Origin of the sequence: Bernardetia sp. (assembly GCF_020630935.1) — a bacterium.
GTDB lineage: Bacteria > Bacteroidota > Bacteroidia > Cytophagales > Bernardetiaceae > Bernardetia.
The window spans coordinates 30,346-48,010 of sequence record NZ_JAHDIG010000014.1 but is presented as its reverse complement, the minus strand read 5'-3'; the positions used below and the strand labels follow the sequence as shown (position 1 = coordinate 48,010).

General features: G+C 33.3%; 17 protein-coding genes and 2 other RNA genes. 9 read left to right on the top strand and 10 right to left on the bottom strand.

Annotation, left to right across the window (positions count from 1 at the left end; all coding sequences use genetic code 11):
- Positions 1–6: 6 nt before the first annotated feature.
- On the bottom strand, positions 7–507 hold the full coding sequence (locus tag QZ659_RS05970) for a hypothetical protein (RefSeq protein ID WP_291723391.1): 501 nt from the start codon (positions 505–507) through the stop codon (positions 7–9).
- Positions 508–676: 169 nt separating this feature from the next.
- On the opposite strand from QZ659_RS05970, the gene QZ659_RS05965 reads away from it, so the two are divergent.
- The 3 genes from QZ659_RS05965 (at position 677) to ffs (QZ659_RS05955) (ending at position 2,663) form a co-directional block, all read left to right on the top strand.
- Entirely contained in the window at positions 677–2,053 is a 1,377-nt protein-coding gene (locus tag QZ659_RS05965; protein ID WP_291723388.1) for a TolC family protein, read from the top strand.
- 217 nt (positions 2,054–2,270) lie between these two features.
- An RNA gene (ffs, locus tag QZ659_RS05960) (signal recognition particle sRNA small type) lies at positions 2,271–2,366 on the top strand.
- A gap of 203 nt (positions 2,367–2,569) precedes the next feature.
- An RNA gene (gene ffs / locus QZ659_RS05955) (signal recognition particle sRNA small type) lies at positions 2,570–2,663 on the top strand.
- 127 nt (positions 2,664–2,790) lie between these two features.
- On the opposite strand, the gene QZ659_RS05950 is transcribed toward ffs (QZ659_RS05955), so the two are convergent.
- Genes QZ659_RS05950 through QZ659_RS05920 form a run of 7 tightly spaced genes read right to left on the bottom strand, consistent with a single transcriptional unit; the run spans position 2,791 to position 7,999 of the window.
- Positions 2,791–3,744 carry a hypothetical protein gene (locus tag QZ659_RS05950; RefSeq protein WP_291723384.1) on the bottom strand — a complete coding sequence of 318 codons (954 nt, stop codon included), beginning with the start codon at positions 3,742–3,744 and terminating at the stop codon, positions 2,791–2,793.
- A gap of 5 nt (positions 3,745–3,749) precedes the next feature.
- A complete protein-coding gene (locus QZ659_RS05945) occupies positions 3,750–4,577 on the bottom strand; it encodes a hypothetical protein (RefSeq protein WP_291723381.1) in 828 nt (275 codons plus the stop codon).
- Between the two features lie 24 nt (positions 4,578–4,601).
- Entirely contained in the window at positions 4,602–5,390 is a 789-nt protein-coding gene (locus QZ659_RS05940; RefSeq protein ID WP_291723378.1) for a hypothetical protein, read from the bottom strand.
- A gap of 4 nt (positions 5,391–5,394) precedes the next feature.
- Positions 5,395–6,264, bottom strand: coding sequence for a hypothetical protein (locus QZ659_RS05935; protein ID WP_291723375.1), 870 nt, complete (start codon positions 6,262–6,264; stop codon positions 5,395–5,397).
- Between the two features lie 26 nt (positions 6,265–6,290).
- On the bottom strand, positions 6,291–6,983 hold the full coding sequence (locus QZ659_RS05930) for a hypothetical protein (RefSeq protein ID WP_291723372.1): 693 nt from the start codon (positions 6,981–6,983) through the stop codon (positions 6,291–6,293).
- A complete protein-coding gene (locus tag QZ659_RS05925) occupies positions 6,976–7,134 on the bottom strand; it encodes a hypothetical protein (protein ID WP_291723369.1) in 159 nt (52 codons plus the stop codon). The genes QZ659_RS05930 and QZ659_RS05925 overlap by 8 nt, the downstream gene beginning before the upstream one ends.
- A 25-nt stretch (positions 7,135–7,159) precedes the next feature.
- Positions 7,160–7,999, bottom strand: coding sequence for a hypothetical protein (locus QZ659_RS05920; RefSeq protein WP_291723366.1), 840 nt, complete (start codon positions 7,997–7,999; stop codon positions 7,160–7,162).
- A 369-nt stretch (positions 8,000–8,368) separates the two neighbouring features.
- Between QZ659_RS05920 and QZ659_RS05915 the strand changes: the two genes are divergently transcribed.
- Both QZ659_RS05915 and QZ659_RS05910 read left to right on the top strand, forming a co-directional pair.
- A complete protein-coding gene (locus QZ659_RS05915) occupies positions 8,369–9,472 on the top strand; it encodes an imelysin family protein (protein WP_291723363.1) in 1,104 nt (367 codons plus the stop codon).
- Between the two features lie 160 nt (positions 9,473–9,632).
- Positions 9,633–10,406: a lysophospholipid acyltransferase family protein gene (locus QZ659_RS05910; RefSeq protein ID WP_291723360.1), complete on the top strand. Its 774-nt coding sequence runs from the start codon at positions 9,633–9,635 to the stop codon at positions 10,404–10,406.
- Positions 10,407–10,498: 92 nt separating this feature from the next.
- Here QZ659_RS05910 and QZ659_RS05905 read toward each other — a convergent pair whose 3' ends face one another.
- Positions 10,499–10,999, bottom strand: a complete 501-nt coding sequence (locus QZ659_RS05905; protein WP_291723357.1) for a hypothetical protein — start codon at positions 10,997–10,999, stop codon at positions 10,499–10,501.
- A 388-nt stretch (positions 11,000–11,387) separates the two neighbouring features.
- Between QZ659_RS05905 and QZ659_RS05900 the strand changes: the two genes are divergently transcribed.
- From QZ659_RS05900 to QZ659_RS05890, 3 genes are all read left to right on the top strand, one after another.
- Positions 11,388–11,822: a hypothetical protein gene (locus QZ659_RS05900; RefSeq protein WP_291723354.1), complete on the top strand. Its 435-nt coding sequence runs from the start codon at positions 11,388–11,390 to the stop codon at positions 11,820–11,822.
- A 195-nt stretch (positions 11,823–12,017) separates the two neighbouring features.
- The gene (locus QZ659_RS05895; RefSeq protein WP_291723352.1) at positions 12,018–14,843 is read left to right on the top strand and encodes a DUF2339 domain-containing protein; all 2,826 of its coding nucleotides are present in this window, start codon (positions 12,018–12,020) and stop codon (positions 14,841–14,843) included.
- 67 nt (positions 14,844–14,910) lie between these two features.
- Positions 14,911–15,387 carry an NADH-quinone oxidoreductase subunit C gene (locus tag QZ659_RS05890; protein ID WP_291723348.1) on the top strand — a complete coding sequence of 159 codons (477 nt, stop codon included), beginning with the start codon at positions 14,911–14,913 and terminating at the stop codon, positions 15,385–15,387.
- A 24-nt stretch (positions 15,388–15,411) separates the two neighbouring features.
- On the opposite strand, the gene QZ659_RS05885 is transcribed toward QZ659_RS05890, so the two are convergent.
- Positions 15,412–16,320: a hypothetical protein gene (locus QZ659_RS05885; RefSeq protein WP_291723345.1), complete on the bottom strand. Its 909-nt coding sequence runs from the start codon at positions 16,318–16,320 to the stop codon at positions 15,412–15,414.
- Positions 16,321–16,871: 551 nt separating this feature from the next.
- Here QZ659_RS05885 and QZ659_RS05880 point away from each other — a divergent pair.
- Positions 16,872–17,663 (top strand): glucose 1-dehydrogenase, encoded by a 792-nt coding sequence (locus tag QZ659_RS05880; protein WP_291723342.1) that lies wholly within the window; start codon positions 16,872–16,874, stop codon positions 17,661–17,663.
- Positions 17,664–17,665: the final 2 nt, after the last annotated feature.

The window sequence follows — 17,665 nt, the reverse complement described above, 5'->3', positions numbered from 1 at the left end:
TGGGTTTCATCGTTTAAAAGTATATGTGGTTTCTAATTTTAGAACTAAATCGCTATCAGCACCTCCTTCAATAATATCAGTATAAAGCACTTGGAAATTATTTTTGTTTAATAAAAGAATTTCCCAATCTTCTGTGCCTTCTACTCTACCATCCAAACGAATAGTGTTTGTTTGTTCATTAAATTGCCAGTTTCCTGTACTAAAAATTGGTATAGAGTTTTGCAATAGCAATTCTGAAGTGTAGGTATTATTCTCTCTAAACTCTATAAAAGAACTAGGTTGCACAGGAAGAGTGAACTCTGAAACTAAAGTGTCATTTTGATATGTGACTACATCTAACCAAGTGTAGTTCCATTTTCCTATAAATGAATCACTCTCTACTTCGTCTTCTACTTTTTCGCAGCTGCTCAGAGAGAAAATAAAAAATATTAGGAAAAAATTATACAGAATAAGATAAGATAACTTCATTATTTTTAGGATAGTGTCATTTTTAGATTTCAATTTCATTTTTTTAGAGATGCAAATTACTAATTATTGTTTAAAGCCTATTACAACTTTAAAAATTCTTAATCTATCTCTATTTTTTTATCCTTTTGTAAGGAATTGAGTTGTTTTGTAACTCCTTAGAAAACACCATTGTTTCTACTATTTTACAAGTTATTGATTTCTTATTTTTATGAAAAATATTTTTCCTTCTCTTTGGCTATATTTTGCCTTTATTCTTGTACCTCTATTTTTCACTACTTCATTTGCTCAAAATCAAGTATTCAAGACTACTAACGATGCACTTTCCTTAGAAGAAGCGATAGCTAAAAGTCTAAAAAATAATTATGGAATTTTGATAGAAAGAGAGCGCATCAATCAAGCTACTCTAAACAACAGCTGGGGAGAAACAGGGCGTTACCCAACTATAAGCCTCTTATTACAACAAAACAATACGATAAATAATATCGATAACCCTGCTTCCTTTTTGGCTGGAAATGTCATTAATAATAGCGTTCAGCCTGCTATAAATGTAGATTGGGTTATTTTTAATGGTTTTAGAACCAAAATTTCAAAACATCGCCTAGAAAAACTTCAAGAAGAATCGGAAGGCAATGCAGAAATAGTAATTCAAAACACTATTCAAGCCGTTATTTTAGGATATTATAGGGTTGTTTTGGAGAAAGAACGTATTGATGTTTTGAAGAAAGTATTAAACTACTCAAGAGATAGAAATAAATATTCAGAAGTGCAGATAGAACTCGGAACTGCCACTACTGCCGAAACACTCCTTACAAAAACCAATTTTCTGACAGATTCTATAAATTTGATAAATCAAGAACTCGTTTATAGAAATGCTGTACGTGATTTGAATGTTTTGATGGGAGAAAAGGAAGTAGAAAAAGTCTATGAAATCAATGCAAAACTAGAAGCTCCGTCTGAGAGTTATCAGTTTGAAGATTTGGAAAAACAAATGTTGGAAGCTAACCCAGATTTGAATCGCCTTCTTATTTCTCAAGCCATTTTAAAGGATGCTACTCTTCTCAATCAAGCTGCTATGACGCCACGCTTTTCCGTCTCGGCAGGAAACTCTTATAATTTTAATAGACAGGATTTGAGCCAAGCTATTTTTTCTGGCGACCGTGCAGCTCCAACAGAACCCATAAATGCCACTACAACAAACTACTTTTTAAATTTTAATCTTTCCTTTACACTTTTCAATGGAGGACAACTAAAACGAGCCGTACAGAGAGCCAAAATTTCTGAAAATATAGGTAATCTTTCTATCGGACAAACGCAATTAACACTTTCCAGAGATTTGGCAAGAGCTTTTGATTTGTACAATGTTCGAAAGCAGCTTTTAGAACTCTCTACCGAAAGTAAGAAAGTAGCCGAACAGAATTTAGAAATCTTGGAAGAGCGTTACAACTCTGGACTTATCAATTCTTTTGATTATCGCCAAATCCAAAATACGTTTCAAAATGCAGCCTTCAACGAATTACAAGCTACTTATAATCTAATTGATGCTAATACGACACTCATTCGCCTTACAGGTGGTCTGACAGAATAAAAATTGGTAGCCCTTTTGTTGAAGCGACCAACAACAAACCTAGATTATTTGTGCAATGAGAGCAACTATTTAGTTTTTTAGAAAAAAAATATAAAAATACTGATTAGATAAACCTCTTAAAATAAGTAACTTAGGAATGAAATGCAAATTTTTGAAGGATTTTTATCGATAAAATTTATCCAAGCTATTGTATTTCTAAGAAAGATTCGTACCTTTGTGTCGTAATCAACGTGACTAGCTCCTGTTGAACTCCCCCAGGGTCGGAAGGCAGCAAGGGTAGATGGTTGAGCGGTCAGCGTTGGTTATATTTTTTATAAAGACATTTTAAAAGCACTCTTAATCTTTTTAAGAGTGCTTTTTTTATGTTATGCTAAAATCGGAATGAGTTAATTTTTTATTTAAAAAATAAAATAAATGTAACTCAATGATTTTTAAGTACTTATTGTGAAATATGAAAATGAAGTGCAAAAAGATGAAGTTTTTGCTTGCAACTCCAAAAAAAAATAGTACCTTTGCATCGTAGTCAGCGTGACTAGCTCCTGTTGAACTCCCCCAGGGTCGGAAGGCAGCAAGGGTAGATGGTTGAGCGGTCAGCGTTGGCTACATTTTTTAAGACATTACAGGAATTGATATTAGTTTTATACATACGAAAATTAAACAATTCTATCCTATTTAAAAGCATTTCTAAAAAAAGTTTCTGACTGATTTTGGAAATGCTTTTTTCGTATTAATCTATATTAGCGTCTTCTGTTGTCCATAAATCTATCATAATAATTGTTGTACTCTTCTGTAGATTCGTTTCTAGTGGTTATGATTTCATTAGGAGTGCTATTTTGATGAGCTTCTACAGCATTACGAAACTCCTCGTAGAAGCTATTGGGTAGATAGTTTGTAGGTTGTCTTTCACTTCTTTCATTGATGTTTTCTAATCCTGTAACTTGTATATTACCTTCTGTTTGAGCCTGAATATTCTGCATAGTACGCAGTTCGCCTCTATTTCCACTAGCGAAACTTATCTTTACCATTTTTGAAATTTTGGCTAACCCTGTTAGTAGTTTGTCAGTTTGTTCTCCTTCCACAATAGGCAAACCGTGAACAATCAAACCTCCACTCTGAAAGTAAAGTAGCAGACTGGGTAAATTAGTGCTTATATCTCTTTGGTATTTTATTTCTCTAATAGAGCTTAAAAGATAATCACTTTCTCCTAATTCTATATGTGTTGTAAATAGACGAACATCTTTTTTATCTTCTCCCACAAAATGCTTAAACTTTTGAGAAGAGGAAAAATGAGAAACAATCGGAACAACTATAAAACCAGCTAATAACCCAAATAACATAGCATTTTCTACTGCAAAAATTAATTGTAAGGGCAAGCCAATAGTGAAAGTTGTAAAAATGAAAGAGAGTAATTTGAAAATACCACTAGAATTATTGTTCCTTATTTCTACAATAAATTTGGGTTTCTTTTTAGCAATTATGGTAGATTGTAAAAGGGGAATGCTTGCAAGTGTACTGCTCTGCTCACAATGTACTTCATTCATATATTCCCAACTCTCTTTCAAAAAACAAGATTTACAAGCAGCACAAAATACCACTCTATCATTTTCTTTTACTGTGTCTCCTGTAATTGGGTCAGTTCTGCCGATGATATGAGAATGGTTTGAGTTTAATATGTGTGAGTGGTATGTCATTATTTTTAAAATTGATGGGGGTAGAGTGTATCATCTAATAGTTGGACAGGCTGCCTTACAGTTATATTGCTCTTAGAATTTTCTGCAATCTGTTTCATAACTATATACTCTTGTGATTGCTCACTATAAAAAGATATTCTGATAGTATTAGATACTTGGACTAATCCTTTTAAGAATAAATCAACAGTTTTATAGTCTTTAGTCGGAAAACTAATATCTTTTCTCATTCCATTTTTAAGATAAATAAATAATGTTGGTGTCCTTGATGTGGTATTATATTGACCATTTGATGAGATAAAGCTTTCCATCTCTCGTTGGAATTTAATTTGTTCTACATCATCAAAAAAGAAAGATTGTCTTTTTATCTCTATTCGGTTTTTAAATAGACATACTGATTTTACAGTCAGTAATTTTAATTTTTTAATAATCAATGAGGTAATAGTACCTAACATAACTCCAAAAGCAGTTGCAGCTAAAAACATAAGTGAACGATTAGAATTATTTATAGTAACCCCATAAATAACTAGAAAGTAAAAAACAGGAGAAAAAATAGTTGTGTAGATGGAGTGTGTTTTTAACTGATATATTGGACTATACTTTTCTTTTTTAACAACAAAGTTTGAATAAGCAACAGGAATATCCTCAAGTGTACTGCCCTGCTCACAATGTACTTCTTTCATATACTCCCAACTCTCTTTCAAAAAACAAGATTTACAAGTAGTACAAAACACTACTCTATCATTTTCTTTAACTCTGTCGCCTGTAATTGGGTCAGTTCTTCCAATGATATGAGAGTGGTTTGAAGTTAGTATGTGTGAGTGGTAGTTGGGCATTTTTTGTTAATAGTAAAAATAAATCTAGTCAAAGACAAAATAATCAGGTATGACTATATCTCCATTGCTGCTTTTCTGAATATTCTGTATCATTTCATACTCGTCTTTATTATCGCTATGTAACGATAGTCTAGTAATATGAGATACTTTCTCTAGCTCTAGTAGGTCATAGCTGTGAGTAAAAAGGTCATATTCTATATATTGTCCATTTGCAAAATGAAACGATAAACTAGGATTAGCACGTCCTAAATATTCAATTTGTTTTATATCTACTAAAGAGTAGCGTTTCTTTCCAACTTTAATATGTGTTTTAAAAATACGTATATCATTCATGTCTCGTTTTGTAATCTGTTTAAACCTTCTGCTAGAAGTCAAAATACTACTTATAGATGCTGCAATTAAACCTGCAATTGAACTTATAACTAAGAGCAATATCTCAAATACTTGTGATTTAATAAGAAAGAATTTGATGAGTAATGCACCACAAGCTAAGAAACCAAAAGCGAAAGAAAACGAATTTATAATTTTACTAATTACATTTGGACTTATATCTCTCAGTTCTACAACTAGTTCCTCCTTTTTTCCTCCAGCAACAAGTTTTGTCTCAACAACAGGAATATCCTTAAGTGTTTCAGATTGCTCACAATGCCGTCCACCCATGTAAATCCAACTCTCTTCTAAAAAACAAGACTTACACACAGCACAAAACACTACTTTATCATTTTCTTTGACTGTGTCGCCAGTGATAGGGTCAGTTCTTCCAATGATATGAGAGTGGTTTGAAGTTAGTATGTGTGAGTGGTAATTTGGCATTTTGTTATATTTCTACTGAATCAAGCATAAAATTTCCTTTTCTATCATACAATCTGTTAGGGTATCCTATTTCTATATTCTCATTTCTTCGCTGACGAATATTTTGCATTAGTCTTAATTCTCTTAAATCTTCCGTATAGAAAAATACTTCTGTTAGATGAGCGATTTTTCCCATCCCAATAATGAGGTTTTTATTAAGGTCGTAATTTTTAGTAGGTGAAAGAAACCTTGTAAACTTTCCATTTTTAAAATAAACTAATATGTATGGAGCAGATGGGTAAACTTGTACCCTGTTTCCATCATATACAACAATATCTACTTCTCTTTGATATTTTATCTGCTCTATATCATTCCAAGAAAAACTGTCTTTGCCAATTTCTATTCGATTCATAAATAAGCGTATGTCATTAAGTTCGTCTCCCAAAAAACTTCTTACTTTATCTTGTGAGATTATAATTGGAGAAAGTAAAGCCACAAAAAAAGTTATGAACAAAGAAACTAGAAGAACTACCATCATATTTTGAGCAATTATCATTTCCGATGTTCCTAGAAGAAGTATAGAAAATATAAAAGAAAAGAGTGTAATTCCCACAACATATAGGTTCAGCATACTATCTTTTACCTCTGCAATAATCTCATTACTTCGGTTTTTGATGTTGAGCCTTGAAGAAAGTTTTGGGAGTTCTTTTAGATTTTCGGCTTGCTCACAATGCTGTCCACCCATATAAATCCAACTCTCCTTCAAAAAACAAGACTTACACACAGCACAAAACACTACTCTATCATTTTCTTTTACTGTGTCTCCTGTAATTGGGTCAGTTCTGCCGATGATATGAGAGTGGTTTGAGTTTAATGTATGAGCTTTATATGACATTTTTATTGAGTTAGAGTAGAAAAAAACTAATTACTATTGACTAAATATGCTGGTTCTTCGACTACAATATCTCCATTGCTGTTTTGCTTAATATGTTTTATAGTCTCATACTCATTTTTGTTATCGCTATACAATGAGAGTTTGGTAAAGTAGGATACCTTCCCTAATTTGATAAGAAATCTACTAATTGTTTTGTAATCACTTGTAGGAAGACTATGTTCTACATATCGTCCGTTTGTAAAGTGAACTGACAAATAAGGTTTTGAATCATCATTATATGTGAGAGTTGTATTAGTCGTGTTGGTTGTTCGTTTATATTTAATTTGTGTTATTCCTAAAAAAACGTAGAGTTCTTTCCCTAATTCAATATGAGTTTTTAGAATACGTATATCATCTGGATGATTTCCAGTTAGAAATCTCAACTGAGGAAGAGTTGAAATAATACTTGAAAATATAATAGCTCCAAAAACGATAAAAAACACATAAATGAAAGATATTTTTTGGTTTTCAGGATATGTAGCGTAATAGTTTTCGTTTATGAGTGTAATGATAATAATAGACACAAAAAAAAGCACACTGGTAAAGCGCATTACAAATTCACCTTCAATACCTGTATTCAAAAGTTCTGCAATGAGTTGATTTTTACTAGCAACCAGCTTAGTTTCTAATACAGGAACATTCTCAAGTGTTTCAGCTTGCTCACAATGCTGCTTATTCATATACACCCAACTCTCTTCCAAAAAAACAAGACTTACAAGCAGCACAAAACACTACTCTATCATTTTCTTTGACTGTATCGCCTGTAATAGGGTCAGTTCTGCCGATGATATGAGAGTGGCTTGAAGTTAATGTATGAGCTTTATATGACATTTTTATTGAGTTAGAGTAGAAAAAATTAAAAGGTATGAAGCAAACGAGCAGGTTCGCCTACCACAATATGTCCATTACTATTTGCTTGAATGCGTTGTATGGTTTCGTACTCATATTTGTTTTCACTATACAGGAAAAGCTCTTTCAGATAAGATACTTTTTCTAGTTCTTTTAAAAACTTAGCCACAGTTTTGTATTGACTTGTGGGCAGTTTGTGCATCATGAAGTCTCCACTATGAAAATAAATCAAAAGGCAAGGCTCAAGTGGAATATAATATTCACGTATGCCATCCACTATTTCTATTTGAATTTCTCTCTGATATTTTATTTGCTTCACATACTCAAGAGAAAATTGTTGTCTGCCTAACTGAATGTAGGTTTTCATGATGCGTACATCGCTTGGGTGATTTCCAAACAAGAATCTCATTTTGGGAATAGAAGAAAGAATACTAGACACCACCAACCCAACTCCAGCTATGAGAAAGGCAATACTAAAAGGAAGTTCTTTGCCATAGTTGCCATTAATAAAACTAATAGCAAAAAATGAAATAAAGAAAAGAACCGTAGTAAAACTCAAAACCACTTCAAGATGAATACCTGTATTGAACATCTGAGCAATCAGTTGAGAAGTATTTTTCTTTGCTACCAATCGCATAGGCATACTGGGAACGGCATCAAGTGTTTCTGTTTGGTCGCAGTGCTGTTCATTCATATAGAGCCAACTATCTTCCAAAAAACAAGATTTACACCTTGCACAGAAAACAACCTTATCATTTTCCTCTACAGAATCTCCAGTAATAGGGTCTTGGCGTGCTATGATGTGGGCGTGTGAGTCAGAATTTAAAATATGAGCGTAGTAGGGCATAGAAGTAAATGAACAATGTAAAATGAATAATTAAAAGCCCTGTAAGGGCTGTCTATTGGTAGTTAGGAAAATACAATTAGTATCAGCTTCGTAGCAGCGAACCAAAATCTACATCTTAGTAGTAATATTCTGTTTCAAAATATTTGATAAAAGCAATAAAGCCTTTCAAGATTTGCAAAATCAAGACGTGAGACGTATTTTTGTCGCCACGAATCAAGCTATTTAAAATTAGTCTAAACAAAAATAATGAATGAAATATTCTTATTTTGAAATGAGGCTAATTCTATAATGTACGGAAAAACCTCTTTCTAAGTTGTTTTTATTTTAATGATTTTTAAACCTTATACTGTTTTATATACAACTACATCTATGAAAAATATTTTTTTTAAATGTTACTTTGTTTTTTTTACAACTCTCTCTGTTTTAGGGCTTTCTTCCTGTGGGACAGATACAGAAACAGAAAAAACAGAGTTTGATAGAAAAGAATTATTAGAAAATATTGCTACGAACTTGATTGTTCCTTCTTATCAAAATCTGAATACAAATACAGCATCTTTTGCAGAAGCGATACAAAGTTTTGTTCAGAACCCTTCTATTACGACTTTAGAAAATGCTCAAAATACGTGGAAAACAGCTTATTTGTCTTTTCAAGATGCCAATGCCTACAACTTTGGACCTGCACAGGGAACGCTCGGTTCACTTACAGAAAATGTTGGGACTTTTCCAGCAAGCCAAACGAAAATTGAAAACTATATTGCTGCTGGCGATGCTTCACTAAGCAATTTTGATAGAGATGCTAGAGGGTTTTTAGGTGCAGAATATTTACTTTTTGGAAAAGAAACAAATGAAAATATCCTAGAAAAATATACAGACCAAAACAGAAAAGAGTATTTGCTTGCCGTAGTACAAAACATTAAAAGTGAAGTAGAAAAAGTCAATACAGCTTGGCAAAATGGCTATACGCAAGAATTTATAAACAATACAGGAACAGATGCAGGAGGTGGAGTTTCTATTCTGTTCAATGAGTGGAACAAAAGTTTTGAGAGTATCAAAAATTTCAAACTAGGTTTGCCTTTGGGCAGACGTGCAGGACAAACACAATCTGACGCAACTTTAGTAGAAGCCTATTATAGTGAAGAATCTGTTACTTTTTTGAAAGCTCATTTTGCAAATATTGAAAGAATATGGTACGGAAAATCACTAAACGGACAAGACGGAGTTGGCTTTGAGGAATATCTTGAAAGCGTAGAAGGTGGAGAAACCTTAGTAGCTGAAACCAAAACGCAATTAGAAGCCGTAAATCAAGTAATGAACTCTTTGCCAAACGAATCATTACAAACACAGATTCAGTCTAACCCAACACCAGCCAACGATTTGCTAACCGAAATGCAAAAACTTACTCGTTTCTTTAAAAGTGAAATGACATCACTTCTAGGAATTACAATTACGTACGATAGTGGAGATGGAGACTAATCTCACATCTCAACGACGCTTATAAGCTCGTTGATGGTTTAGTGTAAGTGCAAAATGCTACTTCAATCATTTTGAAGTAGCGTTTTTTGTTTGTCTAAAAATTAACCAAATTTGCACCGAAAAAATTACCAAAAAAACACTCACTTTAAAAATACGTTAGATGAACTCCTTTCAAAAAATTCTTTCTTGGATAGTTACACCTATCTTCGTTGTCGCTTTTTTTAGTACGCTTTGTATTTTTCACGTCGCACAAGTTATAGGTCTTAAACTTTTTGGATATAAAGGGCATAAAAAAAGTGTAGATTATATGATTTTTTGGCTGATGCAAGCCCTTTATACATTAGGCGCAAAGCTTCCTTCTTCAAAACAGCCCAATCTTCCTACCGACCGACCTATTTTGATTGTTGCCAATCACCAAAGTATGTACGACATTCCAGCTATTATGAGAGTGTTCAAAAAATATCATCCTAAGTTTGTCAGCAAAAAAGAGATTGAGTATGGAATACCTGCCATTTCGTATAATCTTCGCCACGGAGGTTCAGTGCTTATAGATAGAAAAGATAGGAAACAAGCTCTGACAGAAATGACAAAGTTTTCTAAATACATAGCAGAAAATAACTATGCAGGCTGTATTTTTCCAGAGGGAACACGTTCAAAAGATGGTAAAATGCTAGATTTTAAGCCAGCAGGACTCTTGACGATGTTTAAGGCAATGGCAGAAACTCCTCCTATTGTTGTGCCTGTGGTGGTAGATAACTTTTGGAGAATGCAACGCTATAACTTCAAGCCTATTCCTTATGGAATACATTATTATTTAAAGGTTTTAGAGCCTATTGACATGAAAGTATGGCTAGAAGAGGGAAAAAGCTCAACATCTTTGATTGCAGAAACAGAAAAAAGAATCAAAGAAGCCTTAGAGGAAAGCAGAAAATAAGGAATGGAAGGATAGAGCCAATGCGTACATTGGCTTTGAAATTCATGTATTTGCGTAGCGATTAAGGCTTACCTTATCTGAAAAAGTAATATTTAAAGTAGTCCAAATTGCATATAATGATGTTTGAAGTGTTTGTGATGCATTACTATAGTTTCTTTTCTATGTAAATCTCCAAAAAATAGATTAAAATTATAATCCTCCTCTTTGCCCTCATAAATCTCAAAGAAACGGTTTAGAGAAGAAAGCAGCTTTGTTTTGGCTTCTTCAAGTGATGGGTTTTTATAATCTGGTAAACCAAAACGAAAGGCGGGGTTATCTAAATTCCTAGGCATATCGGCTGGAGAATAAATTAGAAATTGTTTGGCTTCTTTTTGACTTGTATTAGGAGGAAGTGGAGGTGTTTTTTTGATTATAGTAGAGGCAATAACGCTTGTATGAAGATGTTCAATCATGTGTTGAGGCGTCATTTTGCCCCAATGAGGTTTTGCCACAGACGATAGCTTGGGAGTAACCGAAGGAATAGTTTTTTGTAGAAAATAGATGGCTTCTTCTACTCTTTCATCTTCTAAAGTAAGTACGATAGTATTATCCATTTTATGTAGTTTTATAATTGTGGAATGATTAGTCCAAAATTATACGAAATCAATGGATAAAAAGTTTTTTTTGTAGGCTTATTTTTATGAAATTGTTTTGATTACAAAATATTCGTAAATTAGAAAATTAATCACATCAAGAAATAAATTTACTTTTTATATAACTATTTTACCAGTATAAGATTTTATACTGTGAAGTTGTCTTAAGACTTGAGAGTCGGCGAAGCCAATAGAGAAAAAGCAAATTATTTGTGGTCTGCTCTAGCGAGAATGACCTAATAGACTAAGGTCAGACCGAGATAGGTCAGTACCGACAATTATACAACTATATTTTTAAACAACTTTTGTAAATTAGTTGCCCTGTTAAAAACTAAAACAATATCAGACTATGGACTTTAATGCCCTTAATCAAGACCTTGAAAAAATTATTCAACAGCGTAGCATGCTTTCAGATATGGATTATAATGATGAGAGTTATGATGATGCAGAGGAAATTTTACACGATTTTGAAGACGACTTTTTGTCGAATTATGGTGAATATTTAGAAGATATTTTAGAAGATTTGTATGAAGAACATAGCCCAGGGTTAGATGTTCTTTCTCCTATCGCCTATATTGCTCGCAACTATTCGCCATTAGAAGAAACTGAATACGGACAGCAGTATAGCTTTAAGCCACAAGATGCCGTTCAGTTTGAAATTGCAAAAGCTCCTAAAATGGATGCTCGTTTGGTTTTTGTGCCTAACCCTGTTCGTTTATTACTTGTTGTAGATAAAAAAGAAGTAAGCGAACTTTGGAGACAGCCAGAAGAAAAATCAGTATAAATATAAATTAATTAAGAATTAAAAATTACGAATTACGAATTAAATTTAGATGAAGACTTTTTTACTTAACAAGCATCTTTTTACTTATTTTTATTAAACAGAAAAAGTAGGTAGCATCACATCATCTAATAAGTTCTCACATCGTAGTTTATGTATTCGTAATTCGTAATTGAACAATTCATAATTGAGTTAGCTATGGACGATAAAAATAATCCTAAAAAAGAGCCTAAAGACAAGCAAAGTGAAGATAATTTTGATGAGAATGATAAATTTCCCAATCAAAATCTAAATCAGATTCCCAAAAATCTTGTGCCAAAACGTTATACTTCTGCACCTAAAAAAACAGAACATGAGGAAAGCGACTTATTGAAAGTTGCTGAAGGCTTTAGAGAAGAAATACAGGAAACTCGTTCATATTTGCGTCGTTTTGATAAAGAATATGAAGAATTTGTAAAGAAAGACCCTATTTATCATCATCTTAGCCAGATGAGTGATTTGACTATTGAAGATGATGAACTTGCCCAACGCATTTATAAAAATAAAATAAAAGAATATAAGGGAATGCGAGAGGGCGCACGCAAGACAGGTGATATGGTTGGGCGAGGCAGAAGAGTATATTTAAAAGTTTTTGGAGAAGATGAACAAGAAGCACAAGAAAGAAGGGCAGAACCTGATGCCCGTTATCAGCCAAAAAAGGCTACACTACAACAACAAACTCGTACATTAGAAAATATTTATAGTCAGAGTAAAAAAGGTTTAGAAGAATATTTAGGAGAAAACTTGCTCAATAAAGTAGGGATTATTATGCTCGTCGTGGGTATAATTATGCTTATCAATTTTGGTATTGATGCTGGCTTTATTGGAAATATAGGACAGTTATTTATAGGCTTTACAGTAGGAGGAATTTTAGTCGGACTTTCACACCATCAACGAAACAGTAGCAAAACACTTAGTGCGACGTATCTAGTGGGTGGTATGATAATTCTTTATTATTCAGCCACGCTACTTTTTGAGTATTATTCTGTGGGTAGTCAGATTTGGGCGTATGCTATTAATCTACTTATTACTCTTGTGGCTGTTGTTTTGGCGATAGCACACGATAGGAAAACGCTTGCTTTAGTTTCGATTATAGGAGGATATGTTACAGCTTTTGTGGTGGTAGGCTTTGAGACAACAAACTATTTTGCCCTTTTTACCTACCTTTTACTACTCAATATTATTGCTCTAGGCATAGCTTACAAGAAGGAATGGAATATCATTAATATTTTTACATTTTTCACTTCCCTTCTTTTATTTGATATTTGGGTATTTTTGGCTGACTTTAATGTAGAAAATAATGTCAGTACAGCACTGATTTTCTCTACGCTTTACTATGTTACATTTTTCTTAATGAACATAGTGTACAGTATGGGAACTAGACAACGCTTAAAGGGATTCAATTACACCATGTTATTGGCAAATGTAATTTCTTATGTTGTCATTATTTTTTATGTCTTGTATCAGATTGATAGCTTAGGATATTTGGGAGCGTTTATTTTTGGCTTGGCAGTTTTCAACTCTATTTATTCTTACTTACTCTACAAGTCTGATAGTGCAGATGTCAAACTTTTTTATACTGTCGTGGGCTATACCATAGCATTTTTTACGATTGCTATTCCACTTCTAGTAGATAAAGAATATATCAATGTTTGTTTTGTTTTTGAAGGAGTAATCTTGATTTGGGTGGGAGTTCGTTCACAGATGAGTGTTTTCAAAACAGCTTCTATGTTCTTGATTGGAGCATCTATTTTTGTATGGTTTTTAGATTTATATTGGTCGTATGAAAATGATTTGACACGAAGGTTTTTACTCAATGGTGCCGTTTTGAGCAGTCTCTTAACGATGGTAGGACTTGCTTTTTCTATTTATCTATTAAAAGATGAAGACGAAGAAGAGGATATTGGATTTATTAATATAGGAATGTACACCAATTTTCTAGGTGGTTTTATGCTAATGATTTTATTCTTCATTGGCAACCTAGAGCTCATTATTCATAAGGCTAATAACTTTGGAAGCGATGATTTTAGATTGATTCTGATAGGTCTCTTCAATATTGTATATGCCGTAGGTGTTTGGCAGTTTGCCAAGACAGTAAAGTGGAATGGTGTAATGCAGATTATGGGAGGAATGGTTTTTCTCATGACTTTTGTTTATTTAATACTGGTACAGCCTCAAGCAATGGACTTGCTCTTAGAACATATCCGTACAAAATCGGCTGAATCACACTGGCTTACTAATAGCAATGCACTTTCTCAATATTTAGGACATTATATCAATCTTTTTGTAACCATATTTGGTTTAGTCTTGCTTGCTCGTGATGTGTACTACAATGATGGAGATAAGTCTGTGGTCTATGCTACTACAATTTATATTCTCTGTTTTGCTGTGGTGGCATATTCATCTTTAGAACTGCGAAATACTGTTGTTTGGCTTTTCTATGATATGAGTGATGGTGTGGAAGCTAAAGAAGCCATTTTAGAAACAAATAATCAATTTGGGTATCCTATTTTATGGGCTTTGTTATCGATAGCTGCTATTTCTTTAGGGTTGAGGTACAAAATAAAAGAAGTGCGTTTGTTTGCTCTGATTTTGTTTGTTGTCTTATTAATTAAGTTTTTCTTGTGGGATTTTTGGCACATGGGAAGAGTAGAAGGCATTATTACTTTTGTGATTATTGGCGCAATACTGCTCAGAATTGGTTACAAATATAATCGTCTTAGAAAACTAATTATGGAAGATGAGCTGCAAGAAGTGTATCAAAACACGCCAGAAGTAGATGAACCTAGAGAAGCTCCAACAGGGCGTATTTCTTCTGAAAGACGACCTTCACATGAAACCAAAAACAGAAAAAGCCCTAATCCTAACCGAAACATAGGTACACCAATGAGCAGAGAGGATAAACAAAAAGAGCGAGATGAACTATCAGATTTGCCACCACCTCCACCTCCTCGCAAGGAAGACCGAATTGATGATGATGAATAGTTGCTTTAGGTGTATGTTGGTAGGTCAAAGGCTTGCCAGTAGTATCACGAAAAAATAAAAATAATTTATGCTTTTTGAAGAGATTGTAAAAATTGTAGCAGAAAAATTTGATGATGCTATTTCTATTCAAAATATGGAAACTCTACAACCTCGTCTTTTGATAGAAAATAAAGAAGTATTGCTAAAACTAGCTACTTTTTTATTTTCTGATGAGAGACTATATTTTGATAATCTAGTTTGTATTACAGCATTGGATAATGAAGATTCTTTTGAAGTGGTGTATCAACTTTATTCTTACCCACACGAACATGCTCTGACATTAGCAGTTGTATTAGAAAGGGAAAACCCTACCGTTTTTTCGCTTACCTCAATTTGGAAAGCTGCCGACTGGCATGAAAGAGAAGCCTACGATATGATAGGAATACAATTTGAAAACCATCCAGACCTCAGAAGACTTCTAATGCCAGCCGACTGGGAAGGTTTTCCACTTCGAAAAGATTATGAAACACAAGAAAATTATCATGGAATAAAAGTAGATTATTAAAGAAATCTATCTTTATTACTCGTCTTACTTTTTCTTATATTTTTCTAAAATATTAGCATCTACCCAATAAATATCTTCATTGCTAGTGTAGAAAAAATACTTTCCATCTTTACTGACAAATGGACAAAGTTCGTGGTTTTCAGAGTTTATGGTGTCGCCCATATTGACAGCCTCAGACCATTTTCCACTTTCATTTTTAAAACTGATATACAAATCACCACGCCCCAAACCATCTCTATGAATAGCACAAAAAATTAAATACGATTCGTCTGGAGCTACAAAAACATCAGCTTCATATCTATTAGTATTGATAGTGGAGGGCAATTTTTTGGGAGTTGTATATTGTCCATTTTTTAGCTCTGAGCTATAAATATCATACGCATATTGGGGCGCATTTTCTGTGCTATCTTTTGAAGCAAAATATATTGTTCCCTCATTTGTAAAAGATACAAAATATTCATTCCTTGAGCTATTGATAGGCATTCCTATATTTTTTGGTTCAGACCAGCCTTTTTTTGTTCTTTCAACAAACCAAATATCTATATCTTTTTTAGCTTCGGAGGTAGAAATAGGCTTATTCGAAATAAAAAACAGCTTCTTATCATCTGGCGAAAGCATTGGGTCATTATAACTGATGGTATCATTTCCAAAAAGTTTTTCTTGTGCTGTCCAACTCCCGTTCTCCAAATGAGTAGAATAAATTTCCATAGTTCCATTATTATCTACTCCAAAAAACATTGCCTTTCCATCTCTTGAAAATGTACAGCCAAACTCATATCTATCTAATTTTGAAATAAGATTTGGAGCAAATATTTCTGGCATTTCAGAAGGAGGTTTTTGTCCTAAATAAGACAGAGAATCGCTTACTTTGCTTTGAGAAAAACAGGCAGAGCAGATAAAAAATAGAATAAGTATTGAAAATAATTTTTGCATAGTTTGATATTTCAAATCTTTCTTGTTTTAAAGGAATGTGCAAAATCTATAATTTTCTTTTCTTGGGCAAATGTTCTATCTAATTTAAAGCCTAATCCACAGTTTGAATTATGAGTTAGGTAAGAAGAATTTTATTTTTTGAGGTTTTTCTATTTTATCTATCATTTCAGTTGCATTATTATTTGCTGAGTTTAGCTCTAAAGATTTGAGCTAATTTTGTTTAGCTAACTCTAACTGATTAGCTCATCATTACTACTCCTCAAAACTTCGTTTTTTTACAAACGAAAAATACTTACAACCCTACCCATTTTTTTCAATTGCTTCAAAGTTAATTTATCCAAAACTTCAAAACTAAGCCTCTATCTTGTCTGTTCATACACTAAATTATATACTCTGATAGAGTACTGGACATTCATAGATATTTGCTGTTCTGCGATTCAACAAAACACTGTTCGTTGGTGTTTTAGCGTAGCGACACCAACAACTTTTTATATCACGTCCAGCACTTAATATAATGATATTTTTATTTTTTACACTTTAATTTTTACTTTATGTTTAGTTTGAAAGAAAAATCGATTATTATTACTGGTGCAGCTATGGGACTTGGTTATGCGACTGCCGAAATTTTTGCAGAGCAAGGAGCGTATCTCACTTTAGTTGATTATAATGAGGAAAAGCTTAAAGAAGCTGAAAAAACATTATCAGAAAAATACTCAGATGCTAAATTTTTATCTGTTGTAGCTGACGTTTCTGATGAAAAGCAAGTCAAAAATTATATAGATAAAACCGTAGAAAAGTTCTCTCGCATAGACGGACTCTACAATAATGCAGGAATAGAAGGCGAAACTTCTCTTTTAGCAGAATATAATGTGGAATCCTTCAAAAAAGTGATTGACATTAATCTAATGGGCGTTTATTATGCTATGCGTCATGCGATTCCGATTATGAAAAAGCAAAATTATGGAAGGATTGTAAATGTAGCTTCAGTAGCTGGTATTCGTGGCGTGAAAAATGAAACGCCTTATACGGCAAGTAAGCACGCCGTTGCTGGAATGACAAAAAATGCAGCCTTAGAGTACGGACAAGATGGAATCATGACAAATGCCATAGCACCAGGGGCAATTCTAACGCCTATGGTAGAAGAAGCTTTTAAAAAAATCAATCCAGATGACCCTAAATCAGCAGAAAAAGAATATGCAAAAGCAAATCCAACACTGCGATTAGGCGACCCGAAAGATGTAGCCTATTTAGTAGGTTTTCTTTTGAGTGAAGAGTGTAGTTATGTAAACGGACAAACGATTGCCGTTGATGGAGGACAGTCTAATATCTATGGAGCAGTATAACC

Coding starts and splice junctions, on each gene's coding strand:
- QZ659_RS05950 (WP_291723384.1), bottom strand. CDS start 3,744: ATGACATACCACTCACACATATTAAACTCAAACCATTCTCATATCATC.
- QZ659_RS05925 (WP_291723369.1), bottom strand. CDS start 7,134: ATGTCATATAAAGCTCATACATTAACTTCAAGCCACTCTCATATCATC.
- QZ659_RS05940 (WP_291723378.1), bottom strand. CDS start 5,390: ATGCCAAATTACCACTCACACATACTAACTTCAAACCACTCTCATATC.
- QZ659_RS05920 (WP_291723366.1), bottom strand. CDS start 7,999: ATGCCCTACTACGCTCATATTTTAAATTCTGACTCACACGCCCACATC.
- QZ659_RS05930 (WP_291723372.1), bottom strand. CDS start 6,983: ATGAATAAGCAGCATTGTGAGCAAGCTGAAACACTTGAGAATGTTCCT.
- QZ659_RS05970 (WP_291723391.1), bottom strand. CDS start 507: ATGAAATTGAAATCTAAAAATGACACTATCCTAAAAATAATGAAGTTA.
- QZ659_RS05910 (WP_291723360.1), top strand. CDS start 9,633: ATGAACTCCTTTCAAAAAATTCTTTCTTGGATAGTTACACCTATCTTC.
- QZ659_RS05915 (WP_291723363.1), top strand. CDS start 8,369: ATGAAAAATATTTTTTTTAAATGTTACTTTGTTTTTTTTACAACTCTC.
- QZ659_RS05890 (WP_291723348.1), top strand. CDS start 14,911: ATGCTTTTTGAAGAGATTGTAAAAATTGTAGCAGAAAAATTTGATGAT.
- QZ659_RS05945 (WP_291723381.1), bottom strand. CDS start 4,577: ATGCCCAACTACCACTCACACATACTAACTTCAAACCACTCTCATATC.
- QZ659_RS05905 (WP_291723357.1), bottom strand. CDS start 10,999: ATGGATAATACTATCGTACTTACTTTAGAAGATGAAAGAGTAGAAGAA.
- QZ659_RS05900 (WP_291723354.1), top strand. CDS start 11,388: ATGGACTTTAATGCCCTTAATCAAGACCTTGAAAAAATTATTCAACAG.
- QZ659_RS05885 (WP_291723345.1), bottom strand. CDS start 16,320: ATGCAAAAATTATTTTCAATACTTATTCTATTTTTTATCTGCTCTGCC.
- QZ659_RS05895 (WP_291723352.1), top strand. CDS start 12,018: ATGGACGATAAAAATAATCCTAAAAAAGAGCCTAAAGACAAGCAAAGT.
- QZ659_RS05880 (WP_291723342.1), top strand. CDS start 16,872: ATGTTTAGTTTGAAAGAAAAATCGATTATTATTACTGGTGCAGCTATG.
- QZ659_RS05965 (WP_291723388.1), top strand. CDS start 677: ATGAAAAATATTTTTCCTTCTCTTTGGCTATATTTTGCCTTTATTCTT.
- QZ659_RS05935 (WP_291723375.1), bottom strand. CDS start 6,264: ATGTCATATAAAGCTCATACATTAAACTCAAACCACTCTCATATCATC.